Here is a 19,912-nt window from a genome sequence, read left to right on the forward strand (position 1 = left end):
GTAGATCGTCAGTTCGGGATCGCCTGTGGCCTCCGATTGACCGCAAGCCGGGACAACGACAGCTATAAGGGGATGACCAAGGCGGTCACGAGGGCGCGAAGCCGCAATTTCGGGCGAGACCGGGGTTGTGGCCGACTCCCCGCACCGATCCTCGCCGAACGACTCGGCATCCACCAAGCCCGCGCAGCGCAATGGGCGCGCGCCGCCGGCGCCACCTACAGCGGCTACGTCGAGCTGCGCGCGTGACGTCGGCGACGGTCCGTAAGCGGATCCCTTACATACATGGCCTGTGATCCGGCAGGGGTATCACGATCGCCTCGGAACACAGCACCACGAGATCCTTGGGTGGCCCGAGGCCGCGCCGATCCGAGGTCGGGTATTCAGTGCCTGGTCTCGTACCTGGTCAGGAGCACGCCGTCGGGAAACGTCCGGGTCTCCACCAGGTTCAGGGGTCACCCAGTTGTCCAGGGCCGTGAAGAACGGCGTGCCGCCGCCCACCAGGACGGGATGGGTGACGATCGCGTACTCGTCGATCAGCCCGGCCCGCATGGCCGCCGCGGCGAGGGTGGCGCCGCCGACGTCCATGCGACCGCCGTCCTCAGTCTTGAGCCGGGTGATCTCGGTGACAGCGTCGCCCGTCACCAGGCGGGCGTTCCAGTCGACCGCGCTGGTCGTCGAGGAGAACACCACCTTCGGCATGTCCCGCCAGCGGCGGGCGAACTCGATCTGCGCCGGTGTGGCGCCAGGCTGCTGGTCGGCGGTCGGCCAGTGGGAGCTCATCGTCTCCCACAGTTTGCGCCCGTACAGCGCCAGGCCCGTCGCCCCCACCCGGTCGGACCACCACTGGAACAGCTCGTCGCTCGGCACGCTCCAGCCGAGGTCGTCGCCGGGCGCGGCGATGTAGCCGTCCAGGCTCAGGTTCATGCCGAAGGCCAGTCTCCGCATGGCGTCAGCCTCCCGTCAGTCGGTTTCGGCGTACAGGCCAGCACGACGGAATTCTCGGATGGGGTTGTTCCGTAGCCTGGTCCGCATGCCAACGACCCAGCGCGCCAAGCTCGCGGTCAGCTGCGTGTTCGTGCTGAACGGCCTGGCGTTCGCGTCCTGGGTCTCCCGCGTCCCCGCGATCCGGGACGCGCTGGAGCTCACCCCGGGCGCCGTCGGGCTGCTCCTGCTCTGCCTGTCGGCAGGCACGCTGCTGGCGCTGCCGCTGTCGGGGGCCGTCGTCGGCGGGATCGGTCCGGCCCGGACCGTCGCGCTGTCCGCCGTGGCTGTCGGTGGCGGCCTGGTCGTGATGGCGAGCGGCCTGTGGCTGACGTCGATCCCGCTGGTCGGGGCCGGCATGTTCGTCTACGGCATCGGCACGTCCGCGTGGGATGTCGCGATGAACGTCGAGGCGGCCGACGTCGAGCGACGGCTCGCGCGCACGATCATGCCCAGGTTCCACGCTGGGTTCAGCGCCGGGACCGTGACCGGGGCGCTGGTCGGCGCCGGTTGTGCCCGGCTCGGCGTCGACCTCTCCACCCAGCTCGTCGGCACGGTCCTCGTGGTGCTGGTCGTCGTGCCCCTGGCCACGCGCGCGTTCACCCCGGTCGAGCCGCCGCACCCGGACCACGTCGGCGGTCCCGGCGTGCTGGCCGCGTGGCGGGAGCCCCGCACGCTGATGATCGGCCTGGTGGTGCTGTCGTTCGCGTTGGCGGAGGGCATCGCCAACGACTGGGTGGCGCTCGCGATGGTCGACGGGTACGGCGCCAGCGAGTCCGTCGCCGCGACCGGCTTCGCGGTGTTCGTGACCGCGATGACGATGGGCCGGCTGTTCGGCGGCTCCTTCGTCGAGCGGGCCGGACGGGTGACCACCCTCCGGATCACCGGGGTCCTGGTGGCCGCGGGTGTGGCAGTCGTGGTCTGGTCCCCCGGTCTCCCCGGCGCACTCGCAGGTGCCGCGCTCTGGGGAGTCGGCGCCTCGCTCGGGTTCCCGCTCGGGATGAGCGCCGCCGGCGACGACGAGCGGCGCGCAGCGGCGCGGGTGTCGGTGGTCAGCTCGATCGGCTACACCGCCTTCCTCGGCGGCCCGCCCCTGGTCGGCCTGCTCGCCGACACCTTCGGGGTCCGCCAGGCCGTCGTGGTCGCCGCCGTGGCCGGGTTGGCAGGTGCTCTGGTCGCCAAGGCGACCGCCCCGCAGCGCGCACCGGCGGAAGCCGACCAACCGTTAGCGTGACCCCCATGCGTCTCCCCCCGGTCCCCGGTCCCCGCGACGTCCTGGCCCTGGTCGAGCGTGGCGGCGACGCTGTCGAGCAGCTGCTGGGCGCCGTACCGCGTCTGGTCACGGTCCTCGACGACGCCGAGGCGCTGGTACGCCGGGTCGGGGGGCTGGTCGACGGCATCGACGCCACCCGGTCCGCGGCGGACGGCGTGGTGGAGCGCTCCGAGGCCACCGTGCAGCAAGCCGACGAGCTGCTCGCCTCCGCGACCCGGCACAACGAACGGCTGGCCGCGCTGCTGGACCGGCTCGAGCCCCCGCTGACCCGGCTGCAGCCCACCCTCGACCGGCTGGCCGAGACCACCGACGCCCGCGAGGTGGACGCCCTGGTGGAGCTCGTCGACCATCTGCCCGCCCTCGCGCACAAGATGGAGGTCGACATCGTCCCGGTGCTCGACTCCCTGAGCACCGTCGCACCCGACCTGCACGACCTGCTCGACGTGTCCCGCGAGCTCAACCAGATGCTCGGCCAGATCCCCGGCCTGGGCCGGATGAAGGCCCGTATCGACAAGCAGCAGGAGACCGAGGGCCGGGGGTGAACCGGCTCACTCGCCCGAATGTCGCCGGGCCGGCTGGGTACGACACCCGCAGGAGCACGTAACCCCAGCGAAAGGTGTGAGTGCACGTGACCACCCAGAACGACAGCCGCAAGGTCGCCTTCCTGGTCGCCTCCGAGGGCATCGAGCGCGTCGAGCTGACCGAGCCGTGGGCGGCCGTCGCCGACGCCGGTTTCCAGCCCGTGCTGGTCTCCCCCGAGCCCGGCGAGGTGCAGACCTTCGACCACCTCGACCGCGCGGAGAAGCGGCAGGTCGACGTGACCGTCGGCGAGGCCGACGCCGACGACTACGCCGCGCTCGTGCTGCCCGGCGGTGTCGCCAACCCCGACGCGCTGCGGATGGACGAGGAGGCCGTCGCGTTCACCCAGAAGTTCCTGGGTTCCGGCAAGCCGGTCGCGGCCATCTGCCACGCACCGTGGACGCTCGTCGAGGCCGGGGTGCTCGACGGGCGTCGGCTCACCAGCTGGCCGAGCCTGCGCACCGACATCACCAACGCGGGCGGCACCTGGGCCGACGAGAAGGTCGTCGTCGACGGAAACCTGATCACCAGCCGCAAGCCCGACGACCTGCCGGCGTTCATCTCGGCACTGCTCGAGGCGCTGCAGCACGGAGACGCCGGCAACGCCTGACCGTCTCCCCTGAACCGCGTCGGCGGCGGCGCTTCCCTCCCAGGGCGTCGTCGTCGGCGTGCCCGCCCGTCAGCGGGCGCCGGCCAGTAGGTTTGGTGCCGATGTCCGCGAACCTGCACGACCTGCCGACGCCCACGCTGCTCGTCGACGTCGACGTCCTTCAGCGCAACATCGAGGACATGGCGGCGTACGCCGACCGCGCCGGGCTGGCGCTGCGGCCGCACGCGAAGACGCACAAGTCGCCCGCCGTCGCGGCCCTCCAGCGAGCGGCGGGTGCGACCGGCCTGAGCGTCGCGACCGTCTCGGAGGCCGAGGTGTTCGCCGACGCCGGCCACACCGACCTCTTCATCGCCTATCCCCTGTGGCTCGACCACGACCGGGCCACGCGGGTGCGCGCGCTGTTGCAGCGGGCCACGCTCACGCTGGGCGTCGACTCGGCCGACGCGGCGCGCCGACTGGCCGCCCAGCTGGCTGCCGACGCGGCCGGGATCCGGACCCTGGTGGAGGTCGACAGCGGTCACCACCGCAGCGGTGTGCCGCCCGAGGAGGCCGGCCTCGTGGCCGACGCGGCCCGGCACGCCGGCCTCGAGGTCGGGGGGGTCTTCACGTTCCCCGGACACTCCTACTCCCCCGCCGCACAGGCGGCGGTCGCGGCCGAGGAGGCCGACGCCCTGAAGCGGGCCGCGGCCTCGCTGCGTGACGTGGGTGTCGAGCCCACCGTGGTCAGCGGCGGCTCCACGCCGAGCGTCGCGCACACGCACGCCGACGCGATGACCGAGCTGCGGCCCGGCGTCTACGTCTTCGGCGATGCCCAGCAGTGGGAGCTCGGCACCACCACCCCGGACCGCATCGCGCTGACCGCGTGGTCGACCGTCGTCAGCCACGCCGGCGGCCGGGTCGTGCTCGACGCCGGGAGCAAGGTCATCGGTGCCGACCGGCCGGCCTGGGCCACGGGCCACGGGCGGCTGCTCGACCACCCGGGCGCGCGGATCGTGCTGCTGTCCGAGCACCACGCCGTCGTCGAGTGGGACGAGGGACCGGTGCCCGAGCTCGGCAGCCGGCTGCGCGTCGTACCCAACCACGTCTGCAACGCGGTCAACCTCGTCGACGAGCTCGTCGCCGTGCACGACGGGGTCGTCGTCGAGCGTTGGCCGGTCGCCGCTCGCGGAGCCAACACGTGAAGCCCGGTCCCGACCTGGTCATCTTCGACTGCGACGGCGTGCTGGTCGACAGCGAACGCCTGACCACGAAGGTGGAGGCGCGCGTGCTCACCGAGCTCGGCTGGCCGATGGAGCAGGCCGAGGTCGTGCGGCGCTGGATGGGGCGCACGTCGCAGGCGCAGCTCGCCGAGGTGAGCGCCCGTCTCGGCAGCGAGGCCGCGGCGCGCTTCGATGCGCGCACCACCGACGAGCTGCACGCCGCCTTCGAGACCGAGCTCGAGGCGATCGCCGGGATCCCCGCGCTGCTCGACCACCTGGACGCGCACGGGATCGCCACTTGCGTGGCCTCCAGCGGCACCCACCACCGGATGAGCGTGACGCTGCGGGTCACCGGTCTCCGGGAGCGGTTCGAGGGGCGCATCTACAGCGGCACCGAGGTCGTGCACGGCAAGCCTGCGCCGGACCTGTTCCTGCACGCGGCCGCCGGGATGGGGGTCGACCCGCACCGATGCGTCGTCGTCGAGGACAGCGTGTTCGGTGTGCAGGCCGGCGTCGCGGCCGGGATGCGCGTCTACGGGTTCGCGGGCGGGCTCACGCCGGCGGCCGCGCTCGCCGACGCCGGCGCCGAGGTGGTCCACGAGATGAGCGACCTCGTCGGGTTGCTCCCCCACTCCCCCTCGAGGATCGCGTAGTCGGCCTCGGTGCTCCACTCACCCTTGAACCACTCGTTGTCGACCAGCAACGCCTCGCGGCGCATCCCGAGCCGTTGGAGGACCGCGGCGGAGCCGGTGTTGCGCGCCTCGATCCGGGCGATCACCCGGTGCAGGCCCATCGTGTCGAACGCGAGCTGCAGCATCGCCCGGGCGCCCTCGGTGGCCAGTCCCCGCCCTTGGAAGTCGGGGTGCACCACGTAGCCGACCTCTCCCCCGCGGTGCTCGACGCTGCGCAGGAACAGCACGAACTCGCCGACCAGCCGGCCCGACCCCTTGTCGAAGCCGGCGAGCGTGATCCCGTCGTCGTCCTTCTCGAGCCGCATGCCCTGGTGCCGCTGCAACGCCGCGCGTGAAGCCTCGGCGTCGCGCGTCTCCCACGGCAGGTAGCGGGCCACGTCGTCGCGGCTGTGCAGGTCGTGGAACGCCTCGAAGTCGTCGAGTGCGTAGGGGCGCAGCGTCATCCGCTCGGTCCCGCCACGAAAACCGGTGAAGTCCATGCTCAGACGATCTCCACCTCGACCGGGGTCCCGAGCTCGATGGTCCTGCTGACCGTGCACAGCCGGTCGTGCGAGCGCTGCGCGGCGCTCGGGAGGATCTCGCGCGCGGCGTCGCCGGCCTCACCGTCGGGAAACGTCAGGTCCAGGTCGACCCTGATGTTCTTCACGCAGTTGCCGGTCTCGTCGCGCACCTTGTCACCCCGGATGCGTACGTCGAAGCGGGTGGGCTCGGAACGCTTCACGGTGATGTAGTCGACATCGGCCGCGGTGCAGCCCGCGATCGCGGCGAGCAGCAGCTCTACCGGGGTGAACGCCTCGTGCTCACCGGACGCGAACCGGATCCGGCCACCGCGCGGGTTCACGGCTTCGTACTCCCCCAGCGACAACCGGGTGATCTCGACACTGCGCTCCTCCGGCGGTCGAGCCGGTCTGGGTGGTCGAGACGACTCGGCTATGGGCGGACCGGGCTCGCTGCTGGCTGCCATGCCGGGAACTCTGCCACAGCGCAGGGAGCGCGGCCGGTCCACTCCTACGATCGGGGGATGCGCACCGAGATCGACCCGGCCGACCCGGACGTGAACTTCTACCGGATGCTCACGGCGGTGGTCGTGCCGCGACCCATCGCCTGGGTCAGCACGGTCTCCACGGACGGCGTACCGAACCTGGCGCCGCACTCCTTCTACTCCGTCGCCTGCGCACGCCCGCCGATCGTGCTGTTCACGTCGGTGGGCAAGAAGGACACTCTGCGCAACGTGCGTGAGACCGGGGAGTTCGTGGTGAACCTGGCCAGCGCACCCCTGATCCACGAGGTGAACGACTCGTCCGCGCGGTTCTCCTCGGCCGCGAGCGAGGCCGAGGAGCTCGGCATCGCGATGGAGCCGAGCGTCAAGGTGACACCCCGGCGGGTGGCGGCGTCCCCGGTGTCGATCGAGTGCCGGCTGCACAGCACGACCGAGCTCGGCGACTCGACGCTGGTGCTGGGCGACGTCGTGCTGATGACGGTCGCCGACCACGTGCTCGTCGACGGCCACCCGGAGTACGACCTGCTCGACCCGCTGGCAAGGCTCGGCAAGGACGAGTGGGCCCTGCACGCGGAGGTGCTCGCGATCCCCCGGCCCCGGCGTCCGGAGGACATCCCGCCGGAGCACCGTCGTTGAGCGGGAGCTAGCAGTTCCCGAGCAGCGCGCCCGGCTCGAAGAGCTCCGGCATCTTCTTGCGCAGCAGCGGGTCCGCGATGTGGTCCTCGGTCTGCTCGGTGCCGGTGCGCACGACACCGTCGGCGGTGAGGTCGTACGTCGTCCGCTCGACGTCCCACGCGAGCACGACGCCTGGCGGCTCGCTGGTGGTCGCGGTGAGCACCGCCACTCCGCCGTCGTCGGTGCACGTCGCCGTCATGGGCGCCATGCCGCCGTCGGTGGCGACGAAGGGCAGCACCGGGTGCCCGTCGACGGTCAGCTCCCGCACCGTCTCGGAGACGAGGAACAGGTGCGGCTGGAACCCGCCCCGCGGGTGCATGCCGCCGTCCACCCGGAGCAGCGCCTCTCCCCCGCCCGACGCCGTGTCGCCCGCACGGACGACCTGCGCCGTCGACGCGTCGAGGTCGAGACCCTCGACGTCGAGCCCGGTCACCCCGTCACCGACGCGCGCCACCAGGCCGTCGGCACAGGGGCCGCTCGTCGGCAGCTTCACCGAGACCGCGCCCGCTCCGGTGGGGATGCGCAGGGCGCGGCCGTCGGCCTCGTCGTACGCCGTCTCGGTGCACTCGCGCCACTTCGCGGCGCGCGTCTGCTGTCCGGCGCCGGGGTCGTCCTGCGCGGCGGGGCCGGACGTGTCCTGCTGGCCGCAGCCCGCGAGGAGTGCGGCGGCGAGTGTGGCCAACGTGGCGGTCACCGAGGTGCGCATACGGATGGGACGCACCGTCAGGACGCTGGGTTCCGTCGGATCCGGCTGGTCGCGACCCGGCGCACGTAGCTCGCTCCCCGGGCCAGGCCCGGCCGGAGCCCGTCGTCGAAGGCGGTCCGGGGCATCGCCGCGTCGGCGGCGACCGTCAGCTCGAGGACGGCCCCGCCCACGATGAGCCCCGCGATCAGGTCGGCGAACCAGTGCCAGTTCAGGGACAGCGACACCACGACCATCAGCACCGACAGCGCCGCGACCGCGGACCAGAGCGCGAAATGCTCGGCGCGGCTGAGCCCGTAGTAGCGGCCGAGCAGGTAGACGACGAGCCCGTAGACCAGGACGATGTTGGCGGTGTGCCCCGACGGGTAGGCCATCCCGCCGATGAAGAACGCAGGGTCGGCCGGTGCCGGCTGGCCGCGCCCCAGACCCACCTTGAGTACGAGCACGACCAGGTTGAGCACGAACACGGAGCCCGCGGCGATGACCGCCGGTCGCCAGGACCGCTGCCGCCTGCAGCAGGCCCAGACCACCAGCGCGAGTATCGGCAGGGCGATCGCCCGCTGGCCGATGCGGTCGAGCAGGTGCAGCACCGGGACCCAGGCCGGTGGTGGCGGGTCGAGGTTGAAGTAGGCGTCGAGGGCGATCAGCGGCTCCATCGCCAGCAGCGTGAAGCCGAAGAACACCAGACCGAGGAACCCCGCCAGCGCGAGCGCCGAGGAGGCCTCGCTCGTCCAGTCGTCGTGGGGACCGGGCACGCCGGACCCCACTCCTGGCCTGCGCACCCATCGCCTCCGATCACGCCCCGTCGGCCTGCCCGTCCGCGGCTCGTGGTTGTTGCCAAATATAGGCTGACGGACGTGAGTCCACGCCGACGCCCCGGGCCGTCCGTCCGCACCCGGGTGCGCGAGTTCGGCACCTCCGGACCTGTCGATCGTGAGGACCGGCTGGCCACGGAGGAGCCGCTCGAGGTGCGGTGCGCCTGGCCGTCCGCGCCGGCCCGCCGGGTGGCGGTCACGATGCGCACCCCTGGCCACGACTTCGAGCTGGCCACCGGCTTCCTGTACGCCGAGGGTGTGCTGGGCGGGCCCGAGGACCTGCACCGGGTCGCCTACTGCACCGACGTGACGCTGACCCGCGAGCAGGAGTTCAACGTGGTGACCGTCGACCTCACGCGTCCGCCGCGGTCCATGCCCGCCGAGCGCTACGCCGGAGCGTCCGCCGCGACGTCGGCCTGCGGTGTCTGCGGCACCGAGAGCATCGACGACGTGCTCGCCCTGCTGGACGCCCGGCCGTCCCGACCGCCTGGGCACGCCACCGGGCACCCGCCGGTGGACCCCGCGGTGATCCGCACCCTCCCGGACCGGCTGCGGGAGGCCCAGTCGGTCTTCGACAGCACCGGGGGCCTGCACGCCGCCGGTCTCATGGACGCCACCGGCGTCCCCCTGGTCGTCCGCGAGGACATCGGCCGTCACAACGCGGTCGACAAGGTGGTCGGGGCCCGGCTGCTGGCCGGCGAGCCGACCGGCGTACCCGTGCTCGCGGTGAGCGGCCGCATCGGGTTCGAGATCGTGCAGAAGGCCGTGACCGCCGGTGTCGGCGTGCTCGCCGCCGTGGGCGCGCCCTCCAGCCTGGCGGTCGACCTGGCCCGTCGGGCCGGGCTGTGCACGATCGGCTTCGTCGGTCCGGAGAGGTTCGTCACCTACTCGGCTCCGGAGCGCCTCGGCGTGTGAGCCGGGTTGTGTCGGCGCGCGGACCTACGGTCTCCGTGTGCGGATCCTCCACACCTCCGACTGGCACCTGGGACGCTCCTTCCACCGGGTGGGGCTGCTCGACGCCCAGGCGGCGTTCGTCGACCACCTCGTCGCCACGGTGGAGGCGGAGCTAGTCGACCTGGTGGTCGTCTCCGGCGACGTCTACGACCGGGCGCTCCCGCCCGTCGACGCCGTCGAGCTGGCCGACGACGCGTTCGCCCGGCTCGCGGCCTCCCGCGCCGACGTCGTGGTCACCAGCGGCAACCACGACTCACACATCCGGCTGGGCTTCAACGCCCGGCTCGCCGACGCTGCCGGGGTGCACCTGCGCACCCGGTGGCAGGACGTCGGCACACCCGTGCTGATCGACGACGCACACGGGCCGGTGGCGGTCTACGGCCTGCCCTACCTCGAGCCCGACGCCGTCCGGGGGCCGTGGGGACTGGCCTCCCGGAGCCACGAGACGACGCTGGCCGAGGCGATGCGACGCGTGCACGCCGACCTCGCCGGCCGCGCGGGCACGCGGTCGGTGGTGATGGCACACGCGTTCGTCGCCGGCGACCCCGACGCCGCCCCCGCGATGGCGAGCGACAGCGAGCGCGACATCGCCGTCGGCGGGCTCCAGATCGCCCCTACCCACCTGTTCACCGGGGTCGACTACGCTGCGCTCGGCCACCTGCACGGCCGGCACACGCTGACCGACTCGGTCCGCTACAGCGGTTCGCCGCTGGCCTACTCGTTCTCCGAGGCCGGCCACACCAAGGGCTCCTGGCTGGTCGAGCTGGGCCCCGGCGGTGTGGAGCGGGCCGACTTCGTGCCGGCGCCGGTCCCCCGCCCGCTGCGCGCGGTGCGCGGCCGAATCGCCGACCTGCTGGCCGACCCCACGCTGGCATCCGCCGAGACGGCCTGGTTGCAGGTCACGCTGACCGACCCGCGCCGCCCGCAGCACGCGATGGAGCGGCTGCGCGACCGGTTCCCGCACACCCTCCTGCTGGCCTTCGAGCCCGACGGCGCCGCCCGCGACCGGGGGCCGATGATGCCGCGCGTCGACGGCCGGTCCGACCTCGACGTGGCGCTCGGCTTCGTGGCAGAGGTGCGCGAGCTCGAGGCGACCACCGAGGAGACGCTGCTCCTGCAGCTCGCCTGCGACGCCTGCCGGATCAACTCCGACCGCGACGCCGACCGCCGCATCGACGTGGAGCACGCCGGATGAGGCTGCACGACCTCACGGTGACGGCCTTCGGCCCGTTCGCCGGCACCGAGCAGGTCGACTTCGACACCCTCAACGACGCCGGCCTGTTCCTGCTCTCGGGTGCCACCGGCGCCGGCAAGACGAGCATCCTCGACGCGGTCTGCTTCGCCCTCTACGGCCAGGTGCCGGGCGTCCGCGGCGTCAAGACCCTGAAGTCGCAGCACTCCCCCGACGACCTGCGCCCCGAGGTGGTCCTCTACTTCAGCGTCCGCGACCGGCGCTTCGTCGTACGACGCTCGCCGGAGTGGACCCGGCCCAAGCGCCGCGGCGAGGGGGTCGCCACCGAGAAGGCCTCGGCGAGTCTGGTGGAGATCTGCGGGGACGGCGAGCACTTCCTGTCCTCGCGAGCGGCCGAGGTCGGCCTGATGGTCTCGGACCTGGTCGGCATGCAGGCCGCACAGTTCCAGCAGGTCGCGATGCTCCCGCAGGGCGAGTTCCAGCGCTTCCTGCAGGCGAGCAGCCAGGACCGGCACGACGTGCTGCAGCGGCTCTTCCACACCGACCGGTTCTCCCGCATCGAGGAGTGGGTGCACGAGCACTCCCGCCGGCGACGCGAGGACGCCGAGGCGGGACGGTCCACGACGCAGCGGCTCATCGACGGGATCGCCGACCGCGGCGGCGTCGAGGTGCCCGCCCGGCTGGTGCCCGAGACGCTCGCCGCGGCCGCCGCGGCCGGCGAGGTGCAGCCCTGGCTGGCCGAAGTGCTGCGCGCCGTAGTCGCGTCCGCGACCACCGCCGCGGCCGCGCACACCTCGGCCACCGAAGCCGCCGAGGCGGCTCGCGCGGCACTCGCCGACGGTCGGCGCGCCTGGTCCGCCTGGCAGCGCCGGGCCGCCGCCCAGCAGCGGCTCGCCGAGCTCGAGGCCGACACCGAGGCAGCCGACCTGGTCGCGGCGGCTCTGGACGCCGACCGACGGGCGGCCGCCTGCCTGCCCGTCCTCGCGGTGCTCGACCGCGCCCGCCGGGAAGGTGATGCCGCGCGTTCCACGCGCGAGAGCACCGCCGCCACCGCCGGCGCACGCGTCCTGCCTGCGCCCGAGGACCCAGGCGAGTGGGGACCCGTCGTCGCGGCCGCCCGTGACCGACTCGCCCGGGTGGAGGCCCTGCTCCCCGTGCTCCACGAGGTGACCGCGGCCCGGCGGTCCGAGCACGACGCCGCCGCGGCCCTGGCCGCGGCCACGGCTGCCGCCGACGCCGCTGCGACGACCCACGCCGCGCTGCCCGACCGGCTGGGCGAGGCTCGCGCCGAGCTCGACGGGGCGCGGGCCGAGAGTGCCCGTGGTGAGGCGCTCGGCCTCCAGCTCACGTCCGCTCGCCAGCGCGGCCGGGCCGCCGCCGAGCTCCCCGCCGCCGAGCAGGCGCTGCTCGATCTCCAGGACGCCGCCCGCTCGGCCCGGGACGCCGCGGCCGACGCACGCGACCTGGTGCAGGACCTGCAGCAGCGACGGCTCGACGGCATCGCCGGCGAGCTGGCCGGCCGCCTGGTCGACGGCGAGTCGTGCCTGGTCTGCGGCGGCACCGAGCACCCCTCCCCCGCCGCGACCCACGACGACGCCGTCACCGACCAGGAGCAGGACGCCGCCGCCGAGGCCCACGACCTCGCCCAGCGCGCCCACGCCGACCTGGTCGCCCGGGTCGCCGACGCGCAGCGGCAGGTCGCGTCGCTGCGCGAGCTCGCCGCCGGCCGCGACGCAGAGTCGTGGGCCATCGACGTGGAGGCGATCACCTCCGCACTGGCGGATTCCGAGCGCGCCGGCGACCGGGCCACGGAGCTCGAGACGACCGTGGCCGATCTCGAGAGGCAGCTCGTCGCCGCCGAGCAGTCGGCCCGCGCCCTCGACGTGCGCCGGGCCGAGCTCGCGGAGACGTTGCGCACGTGCACCGCTCGGCTGCAGGCGGCGGAGGCCGCGGTGGAGGACGCCTGCCGTCGCGACGACCTGACCGAGGAGGACCTGCCCGCTCTCGTCTCCGGCGCCCGTGACGACCTGAGCGCCGCCGAGGCGGCCCACGATGCAGCCCAGGCGCACGCAGCGCTCGCCGCACGCCTGACCGAGCTCGAGCAGCAGGCCCTGGACACCGCCTTCGACCACGGTTTCGCCGACCTCGAGGAGGTCCGGTCGGCGGTGCTGCCCGAGGACGACAGCCGCCGGCTCGACCAGCACGTGGCCGAGCGCGCCGCCGCGCTGGCCGAGGTCCGCGCGGTGCTCGCCGACGAGGAGGTGGCTGCGGTCGGGGCCGCCCCGCCCGTGCCGGTCGTCGAGCTCGAGCGGGCCGCGGCCTCCGCCGAGCGGGCGGCGCAGGCCGCGGCGCGCGACTTCCACGTCGCCGAACAGCGGGAGACGTCCGTGCGCGTGCTGGCGACAAGGCTCGTCGACGCGATGGCCGACTGGGCGCCCACGCGCGACGACTACGTCTTGGCCGAGTCGATGTCGCGGCTGGTGCGCGGCATGGGCAGCGACAACCATCTCCAGCTGCGGCTGTCCTCCTACGTCCTGGCCACCCGGCTCGACCAGGTTCTCGAGGCCGCCAACGAACGGCTCTCCCACATGCGCGACCAGCGCTACCTGCTGCAGCGCACCGGGCGAGCCACGCGCCGCGGCAGCCAGGCCGGTCTCGGGCTCGAGGTCGTCGACCAGTGGACCGGCGACGTCCGCGACCCGGCCACCCTGTCGGGCGGCGAGACCTTCGTCGTGTCCCTCTCGCTGGCACTCGGGCTCGCCGACGTGGTGACCCACGAGGCCGGCGGCACCGAGATCGAGACGCTCTTCGTCGACGAGGGGTTCGGCATGCTCGACGCCGACACCCTCGACGACGTGATGGACCGCCTCGACGGCCTTCGCGCGGGCGGCCGCACGGTCGGCGTGGTCAGCCATGTCACCGAGCTGCGCAGCCGGATCCCGACCCAGGTGCACGTGCGCAAGACCCCGTCCGGCTCCTCGATCCGCACTCGCACACTGGTCGGCTGACCGGGTCTCGATCGCCGGGAGGTGGACCCGGTTGGCACACTGGGGCGGTGCGCATGCTGGCGGTGATCGACCTCGACGGGGTGGTGGCCGACGTCCGGCACCGCGTGCACCACGTGACCCGCCGCCCCAAGGACTGGCGGGCCTTCTTCGGGGCCGCCCCCGACGACCCGGTGCTCGACGAGGGCCGGCGCGTGGTCGAGGCGCTCGCGGGGGTGCACGACGTGGTCTACCTCTCCGGGAGACCCGAGTTCTGCCGCGCCGACACCCTCGCCTGGCTGGAGCAGCACGACCTGCCCGAGGCGCCGGTCCACCTGCGGCCGTGGGGTGACCATCGCCCCAGCCGCGAGTTCAAGGTGGACATGCTGCGGCAGCTCGCCCGGGACCGTGACATCGCCGTGCTCGTCGACGACGACCCGCTGGTCTGTGACGCGGCCCGGGCCGCCGGGTTCGACGTACTCCCGGCGACCTGGATGGACGAGCAACCGGCCCTGATCGAGGCGCAGGAGGTCGACGGCCAGACGTGAGGCCGTTCCATCCGCGGGGCGCCCCTGCTCCCGGGAGGTCACCGTTGCCCTTATAGGTTTCACCCCATGACCTCGTCGCAGATCGACCCGACGTTCACGGCGCTGCCCTACCGGCGGATGGCCGAGGCCGCGCTCACCCGGGCGCAGGACTTCCACGTCAGCCACGCCGACTTCAGGTTCGAACGGGTCCGCTACCAGGACGTCCGGGTCCGGGACGGCCGGCTGCAGGGCGCCTCCGACACCGAGGACGTCGGCTTCGCGGTGCGAGTGATCCTCAACGGGGCCTGGGGATTCGCCTCCGGCGTGGTGCTCACGCCCGACTCGGCCGTGCAGGTGACCGAGACCGCCATCCAGACAGCCCAGGTCGCGGCGGCGATGACCAGCCGGCCCGTCGCGCTCGCCCCCGAGCCGACGTACGACGACGTCACCTGGGTCAGCTCCTACGACGTCGACCCGCTCGCTGTGCCGCTCGAGGAGAAGGTGGCGCTGCTGACCGACTGGTCCCGGAGGCTCGTCGACGCACCCGGGGTGGCGCACTCGAGCGGCCTGCTCAAGCAGGTCGTGGAGAACAAGTTCTACGCGGACCTGGCGGGCACCATGACCACGCAGCAGCGGGTCCGGCTGCTGCCCGAGCTCGAGGCGTTCGGCACCGACGACGCGACCGGCACCTTCGACTCGATGCGCACGATCGCCCCGCCGGTCGGGCGCGGGTGGGAGTACCTCGCCGACGGCGGCTACGACTGGGAGACGGAGATCGCCCAGCTTCCCGAGCTGCTCGCCGAGAAGCTCAAGGCACCGTCGGTGGAGGCCGGCCGCTACGACCTGGTCATCCACCCGTCGAACCTGTGGCTGACCATCCACGAGTCCATCGGGCACGCGACGGAGCTGGACCGTGCGCTGGGCTACGAGGCGAACTACGCGGGCACGTCGTTCGCGACCCTCGACAAGCTCAACACGCTGCAGTACGGCTCGCCGGTGATGCACGTGACCGGCGACCGCACCGTCGAGCACGGCCTCGCCACGATCGGGTACGACGACGAGGGCGTCCAGACCCAGAGCTGGGACATCGTCAGGGACGGGATCCTGGTCGGCTACCAGCTCGACCGGCCGATGGCTCACGAGTACGGCGCCGAGCTCAACGGCGGCCGCTCCAACGGCTGCGCCTACGCCGACTCCCCCGGCCACATCCCGATCCAACGGATGGCGAACGTCTCCCTGCAGCCGGCACCCGACGGTCCCGACACGGACGGGCTGATCTCGCAGGTGGAGCGCGGCATCTACGTCGTCGGCGACAAGTCGTGGAGCATCGACATGCAGCGCTACAACTTCCAGTTCACCGGCCAGCGGTTCTACGGGATCGAGAACGGCCGACTCGCCGGACAGCTCCGCGACGTCGCCTACCAGGCGACGACGACGGAGTTCTGGCGCTCGATGGAGGCCGTCGGCGGCCCGGACACCTGGGAGCTCGGCGGTGCCTTCAACTGCGGGAAGGCCCAGCCCGGTCAGGTGGCGGCCGTCTCGCACGGCTGCCCCACCGCGCTGTTCCGCGACGTCAACGTCCTCAACACCACGTCCGAGGGGGCAGCATGAGCACCACGCCGCAGGAGCTCGTCGAGCACGCGCTGAAGACGTCGCGGTCCGACCACTGCATCGCCATCGTCCGCGACTCCACCCGGGCGAACCTCCGCTGGGCCAACAACACCCTGACCACCAACGGCGTCATGCACGACGTCACGGTCACGGTGGTGGCGTTCCAGGACGGCGGCGAGGGCACGTCGACGGGGTCGGTCACGGCGAGCGCCGCTTCGCTGGAGCAGGTGATCCGCATCGTCGAGGCCGCCGACGGCGCAGCCGCCGCGAGCGGGCCGGCAGAGGACGCCCAGGAGCTGGTCGCCGGCGACGCCGCGGCCGACTGGGACGAGCCCCCCGGCAGCACGTCGATCGAGGTGTACTCCGAGTTCGCCCCCGCCCTGGGTGAGGCGTTCGGCCGGGCCACGTCCGACGGCCGGGTGCTCTACGGGTTCGTGGACCACGACGTCACCACCACCTATCTCGGCTCCAGCACCGGCCTCCGGCTGCGGCACGTGCAGCCGACCGGGCACTACGGCTGCACCGGCAAGAACGCCGACCTCACCACCAGCGCCTGGGTCGGCGGCGCCACCCGCGACTTCTCCGACGTCGACGCCGCGGCGATGGAGGCCGAGCTGGTCCGCCGGCTCGGCTGGGCGGAGCGGCGCGTGGACCTGCCGGCCGGCCGCTACGACACGGTGCTACCCCCCACCGCCGTCTCCGACCTGATGATCTACGCCTACTGGACGGCCGGTGCCCGCGAGGCGCACGACGGCCAGACGGTGTTCTCCAAGCGGGGTGGTGGCACTCGGATCGGCGAGGCGCTGTCCTCGCGACCGGTGCAGGTGTACTCCGACCCGGCGTACCCGGGACTGGGCGCCGGCCCGTTCGTGACCGCCACCCAGAGCAACAACTTGGAGAGCGTGTTCGACAACGGCCTCACCCTCGGCCGCACCGACTGGGTCAAGGACGGCGTGCTCACCTCGCTGCTGCAGACCCGGCACTCCGCCGGCATCACCGGGCAGCCGGTCACGCCGTACGTCGACAACCTCGTGGTGTCCGTCGACGACGGCACCGGCTCCACCGAGGACCTGGTCGCCGGCATGGAGCGGGGGCTGCTGGTGACGTGTCTGTGGTACATCCGCGAGGTCGACCCGCAGACCCTGCTGCTCACCGGGCTGACCCGTGACGGTGTCTACCTGGTCGAGAACGGCGAGGTCACCGGTGCGGTCAACAACTTCCGCTTCAACGAGAGCCCGGTCGGCCTGCTGGACCGGTTCTCCCAGGCGTCGGAGACCGTCCCCAGCTTCTCCCGCGAGTGGGGCGACTACTTCCCCCGCACCGCCACCCCCGCGCTCCGCGTCCCCGACTTCAACATGTCCACGGTGAGCCAGGCCCAGTAGCCACGCCCAACAGACCGCGCCGCCGAGGGGTCAGCTCTTCAGGCCCCTCACCGGCGTGTCGCTGCACGAGTGACCCCTCGCTCACCCAGGAGTGCCACCGGGGATGGGGGCGGCCGGGTCGTACGGCGCCCGCGTGTACACGAACGTCGCGCACACCAGGTGGCTCACGGAGCCGTCGTCTGCGCGCGCGACACGCAGCGTCTCGCCGTGGTGGTATCCGCTGCTGCCGACGAGCCTTCCGTCCCGCAGCTCGAACCGCTGCGACTCCGCGCCGCTCGACATCAGCGTCGCGACCACCTCCGAGCCGGTCCACGTGAACGCGTACGCGGTGTTGCCCCAGTGCCACACGCCGATCACGTCGGCGACCGCCGCAGGCACATCGCGCACCGGCTGCCAGGCAGGAGGCAGCGTCGGCTCCAGCTCCTCCAGCGCGGCCAACAGGTCCATCGGCAGCCCCTCGCAGCGCATCCCGTGCGTGCCGTTGGCCAGCACGACCGCACCGGTGCGGCGCCGGCGGTCGACCAGCAGCCCGGCGAGGAAGCCGGGCATCGAGCCGGTGTGCCCGAGCAGGACGCCGCTGCCTCCGGCCACCAGCCGGAAGCCGAGCCCGTAGCCGCCGGCCAGGCCGCCCGCGAGGCTGCCCGACTGCGGGGTGGCCATCTCGTCGAGCGTCCGGTCGGCCAGGATCTGGGTGCTGCCGCCGGCCAGGAACGCGGCGTACCGCGCCAGGTCCTCGACCGTGCTCCACACCTGCCCGGCGGGGGCCATCGCGCCGGCGTCGTGAGCCGGCTCCTCGTCGAGAGTGTTGGCGAAGTGGTGCACGCTGTACCCCTGCGCAGCAGGCGGCTCCGGCAGGTACGTCGTGCGCACCATGCCGAGCGGGTCCAGCAGCCGCGCCTTGACCGCGTCGAACCACGGCATGCCGGTCAGCCGGGAGACCACCTCACCCAGCAGCCCGAAGGCGACGTTGGTGTAGTGGAAAGTAGTGCCGGACGGGAACGCCGGGTCGACGTCGCCGAGCCGGCCGGCCAGGTCGGCGAACGAGCCGCCGGGCGTGCGCTCCCACCACTCCCCGGCGGGCTCGGAGTGCATTCCCGACGAGTGCGAGAGCAGGGAGCGAATGGTGCGGTCGCCGTAGCCCACGTTGGGCAGGTGCCTGTCGAGCCGGTCGTTCAGGTCGAGGCGGCCCTCGTCGCGCAGCTGCAGCACGACCACGGCCAGCAGGGTCTTGGTGATCGAGCCGATCCGGTACTGCACGTCGGGGCCGGTGGCGGCGCCGTATGACGACTGCCAGACCAGCTCACCGTCGCGGACCACGCCGCCGACCACCGAAGGCAACCGGCCGGCGACCTGGTCGCGCGCGAGCAGCACCTCGAGCCGACGGGCGGTCAGCTCGGCAACTGTCATGCGTGGTCCTCCGCGAACGCCTCCGGCGACGGGCAGGCGCAGACCAGGTTGCGGTCGCCGTAGGCCTGGTCGACCCGGGCGACCGGCGGCCAGTACTTGTCCGGGTCATAGCCGGTCGGGAAGACCGCGACCTCGCGCGAGTAGGCGCGGTCCCACTCGCCGACGAGCGTGCGGGGGGTGTGCGGGGCGCCGCGCAGCGGCGAGCCCTCCGGGGTCCACTCCCCCGCCTCGACGCGGTCGATCTCCTCGCGGATCGCGATCATCGCCGCGCAGAACCGGTCGAGCTCGGCCAGGTCCTCGGACTCGGTCGGCTCCACCATCAGCGTGCCCGCGACAGGGAAGCTCATCGTCGGGGCGTGGAACCCGTAGTCGATCAGCCGCTTAGCGACGTCGTCGACGCTGACGCCTGAGGACTTCGTCAGCCCGCGGAGGTCGAGGATGCACTCGTGGGCCACCAGGCCGTTGTGACCCTTGTAGAGCACCGGGAAGTGGTCCTGCAGACGCCGCGCGACGTAGTTGGCGCTGAGCACCGCGACCGACGTGGCGTCGGTGAGACCGGGGCCGCCCATCATCCGCACGTAGGCCCACGAGATCGGCAGGATCCCGGCCGAGCCGTGCGGGGCGGCGCTGATCGGGCCGATCCCGTCGCGACGGTCGGCGTCGGGGTGCATCGGGTGGCTGGGGAGGTACGGCGCGAGGTGCTCACGCACCGCCACCGGCCCGACACCTGGCCCCCCACCACCGTGCGGGATGCAGAACGTCTTGTGCAGGTTGAGGTGCGACACGTCGCCGCCGAACTCGCCGGGCCGGGCGTGGCCGAGGAGCGCGTTCAGGTTCGCCCCGTCGACGTAGACCTGGCCGCCGTGCTCGTGCACGACCGAGCACAGCTCGGTGATGCCGTCCTCGTAGGCGCCGTGGGTGGAGGGGTAGGTGACCATGATCCCGGCGAGGTCGTCCGCGTGCGCCTTGCACTGGGCACGCAGGTCGTCGAGGTCGACCGAGCCGTCGTCGGAGGCCTTGACGACCACGACGCGCATCCCCGCCATCACGGCTGAGGCGGCGTTGGTGCCGTGCGCGGACGACGGGATCAGGCAGACGTCGCGTTGGTCGTCGCCGTTGGCCACGTGGTAGGCCCGGATCGCCAGCAGGCCCGCGAGCTCGCCCTGCGAGCCGGCGTTGGGCTGCACGGACACCCGGTCGTAGCCGGTGACCTCGGCCAGCCAGTCCTCGAGCTGGGCGATCATCCGGGTGTAGCCGGCGGCGTCCTCGGCCGGTGCGAACGGGTGCAGATCGGCGAAGCCAGGCAGGCTGATCGGCTCCATCTCCGT

Annotated in this window: 17 protein-coding genes and 3 pseudogenes; 13 read left to right on the top strand and 7 right to left on the bottom strand. The window is 72.9% G+C overall.

The window, feature by feature from the left end:
• Nucleotides 1-246, top strand: a 246-nt coding sequence (locus VFH10_RS04770; protein ID WP_325126483.1) for a hypothetical protein, incomplete at its 5' end; no start/stop codon positions are given.
• 134 nt (nt 247-380) lie between these two features.
• Here the strand turns inward: VFH10_RS04770 and VFH10_RS04775 are convergent.
• Nucleotides 381-945, bottom strand: a pseudogene (locus tag VFH10_RS04775) (dihydrofolate reductase family protein).
• Between the two features lie 85 nt (nt 946-1,030).
• Here VFH10_RS04775 and VFH10_RS04780 point away from each other — a divergent pair.
• The 5 genes from VFH10_RS04780 (at nt 1,031) to VFH10_RS04800 (ending at nt 5,295) form a co-directional block, all read left to right on the top strand.
• Complete coding sequence (locus VFH10_RS04780; RefSeq protein ID WP_325126485.1) at nt 1,031-2,215, top strand: MFS transporter; 1,185 nt, start codon at nt 1,031-1,033, stop codon at nt 2,213-2,215.
• Nucleotides 2,216-2,220: 5 nt separating this feature from the next.
• A complete protein-coding gene (locus tag VFH10_RS04785) occupies nt 2,221-2,796 on the top strand; it encodes a hypothetical protein (RefSeq protein ID WP_325126487.1) in 576 nt (191 codons plus the stop codon).
• An 86-nt stretch (nt 2,797-2,882) separates the two neighbouring features.
• Nucleotides 2,883-3,443, top strand: a complete 561-nt coding sequence (locus tag VFH10_RS04790; protein WP_325126491.1) for a type 1 glutamine amidotransferase domain-containing protein — start codon at nt 2,883-2,885, stop codon at nt 3,441-3,443.
• 101 nt (nt 3,444-3,544) lie between these two features.
• Nucleotides 3,545-4,624: an alanine racemase gene (locus tag VFH10_RS04795; RefSeq protein ID WP_325126493.1), complete on the top strand. Its 1,080-nt coding sequence runs from the start codon at nt 3,545-3,547 to the stop codon at nt 4,622-4,624.
• A complete protein-coding gene (locus tag VFH10_RS04800; RefSeq protein ID WP_414689836.1) occupies nt 4,621-5,295 on the top strand; it encodes an HAD family hydrolase in 675 nt (224 codons plus the stop codon). The genes VFH10_RS04795 and VFH10_RS04800 overlap by 4 nt, the downstream gene beginning before the upstream one ends.
• A 71-nt stretch (nt 5,296-5,366) precedes the next feature.
• On the opposite strand, the pseudogene VFH10_RS04805 reads toward VFH10_RS04800, so the two are convergent.
• Nucleotides 5,367-5,813, bottom strand: a pseudogene (locus tag VFH10_RS04805) (GNAT family N-acetyltransferase); the annotation flags it as partial.
• 2 nt (nt 5,814-5,815) lie between these two features.
• The gene (locus VFH10_RS04810; RefSeq protein ID WP_325126498.1) at nt 5,816-6,298 is read right to left on the bottom strand and encodes an OsmC family protein; all 483 of its coding nucleotides are present in this window, start codon (nt 6,296-6,298) and stop codon (nt 5,816-5,818) included.
• Between the two features lie 57 nt (nt 6,299-6,355).
• On the opposite strand from VFH10_RS04810, the gene VFH10_RS04815 reads away from it, so the two are divergent.
• Nucleotides 6,356-6,970, top strand: coding sequence for a flavin reductase family protein (locus VFH10_RS04815; RefSeq protein WP_325126499.1), 615 nt, complete (start codon nt 6,356-6,358; stop codon nt 6,968-6,970).
• Between the two features lie 7 nt (nt 6,971-6,977).
• Here the strand turns inward: VFH10_RS04815 and VFH10_RS04820 are convergent, their stop codons facing one another.
• Entirely contained in the window at nt 6,978-7,730 is a 753-nt protein-coding gene (locus VFH10_RS04820) for a hypothetical protein (RefSeq protein ID WP_325126500.1), read from the bottom strand.
• 2 nt (nt 7,731-7,732) lie between these two features.
• A complete protein-coding gene (locus VFH10_RS04825; RefSeq protein ID WP_325126501.1) occupies nt 7,733-8,467 on the bottom strand; it encodes a phosphatase PAP2 family protein in 735 nt (244 codons plus the stop codon).
• 102 nt (nt 8,468-8,569) lie between these two features.
• On the opposite strand from VFH10_RS04825, the gene VFH10_RS04830 reads away from it, so the two are divergent.
• From VFH10_RS04830 to VFH10_RS04855, 6 genes are all read left to right on the top strand, one after another.
• Nucleotides 8,570-9,442 (top strand): formate dehydrogenase accessory sulfurtransferase FdhD, encoded by an 873-nt coding sequence (locus VFH10_RS04830; protein ID WP_325126503.1) that lies wholly within the window; start codon nt 8,570-8,572, stop codon nt 9,440-9,442.
• Nucleotides 9,443-9,479: 37 nt separating this feature from the next.
• Nucleotides 9,480-10,676 (top strand): exonuclease SbcCD subunit D, encoded by a 1,197-nt coding sequence (locus VFH10_RS04835; RefSeq protein WP_325126505.1) that lies wholly within the window; start codon nt 9,480-9,482, stop codon nt 10,674-10,676.
• Nucleotides 10,673-13,681 (top strand): SMC family ATPase, encoded by a 3,009-nt coding sequence (locus VFH10_RS04840; protein ID WP_325126508.1) that lies wholly within the window; start codon nt 10,673-10,675, stop codon nt 13,679-13,681. Before VFH10_RS04835 ends, VFH10_RS04840 begins: the two co-directional genes overlap by 4 nt.
• 47 nt (nt 13,682-13,728) lie before the next feature.
• A complete protein-coding gene (locus tag VFH10_RS04845; RefSeq protein ID WP_325126511.1) occupies nt 13,729-14,205 on the top strand; it encodes an LNS2 domain-containing protein in 477 nt (158 codons plus the stop codon).
• A 66-nt stretch (nt 14,206-14,271) separates the two neighbouring features.
• Nucleotides 14,272-15,795 carry a TldD/PmbA family protein gene (locus VFH10_RS04850; RefSeq protein ID WP_325126513.1) on the top strand — a complete coding sequence of 508 codons (1,524 nt, stop codon included), beginning with the start codon at nt 14,272-14,274 and terminating at the stop codon, nt 15,793-15,795.
• Nucleotides 15,792-17,177, top strand: coding sequence for a metallopeptidase TldD-related protein (locus VFH10_RS04855; RefSeq protein WP_325126515.1), 1,386 nt, complete (start codon nt 15,792-15,794; stop codon nt 17,175-17,177). Before VFH10_RS04850 ends, VFH10_RS04855 begins: the two co-directional genes overlap by 4 nt.
• 81 nt (nt 17,178-17,258) lie before the next feature.
• On the opposite strand, the gene VFH10_RS04860 is transcribed toward VFH10_RS04855, so the two are convergent.
• Complete coding sequence (locus VFH10_RS04860) at nt 17,259-18,584, bottom strand: serine hydrolase domain-containing protein (RefSeq protein ID WP_325126517.1); 1,326 nt, start codon at nt 18,582-18,584, stop codon at nt 17,259-17,261.
• A pseudogene (locus VFH10_RS04865) lies at nt 18,581-19,912 on the bottom strand (glycine dehydrogenase); the annotation flags it as partial. The gene VFH10_RS04860 and the pseudogene VFH10_RS04865, both read right to left, overlap by 4 nt.

Origin of the sequence: Nocardioides sp., from assembly GCF_035697785.1 — a bacterium.
In the GTDB taxonomy this organism is placed as follows: domain Bacteria; phylum Actinomycetota; class Actinomycetes; order Propionibacteriales; family Nocardioidaceae; genus Nocardioides_B.

Coding starts and splice junctions, on each gene's coding strand:
- VFH10_RS04780 (WP_325126485.1), top strand. CDS start 1,031: ATGCCAACGACCCAGCGCGCCAAGCTCGCGGTCAGCTGCGTGTTCGTG.
- VFH10_RS04785 (WP_325126487.1), top strand. CDS start 2,221: ATGCGTCTCCCCCCGGTCCCCGGTCCCCGCGACGTCCTGGCCCTGGTC.
- VFH10_RS04795 (WP_325126493.1), top strand. CDS start 3,545: ATGTCCGCGAACCTGCACGACCTGCCGACGCCCACGCTGCTCGTCGAC.
- VFH10_RS04810 (WP_325126498.1), bottom strand. CDS start 6,298: ATGGCAGCCAGCAGCGAGCCCGGTCCGCCCATAGCCGAGTCGTCTCGA.
- VFH10_RS04815 (WP_325126499.1), top strand. CDS start 6,356: ATGCGCACCGAGATCGACCCGGCCGACCCGGACGTGAACTTCTACCGG.
- VFH10_RS04840 (WP_325126508.1), top strand. CDS start 10,673: ATGAGGCTGCACGACCTCACGGTGACGGCCTTCGGCCCGTTCGCCGGC.
- VFH10_RS04850 (WP_325126513.1), top strand. CDS start 14,272: ATGACCTCGTCGCAGATCGACCCGACGTTCACGGCGCTGCCCTACCGG.
- VFH10_RS04855 (WP_325126515.1), top strand. CDS start 15,792: ATGAGCACCACGCCGCAGGAGCTCGTCGAGCACGCGCTGAAGACGTCG.
- VFH10_RS04860 (WP_325126517.1), bottom strand. CDS start 18,584: ATGACAGTTGCCGAGCTGACCGCCCGTCGGCTCGAGGTGCTGCTCGCG.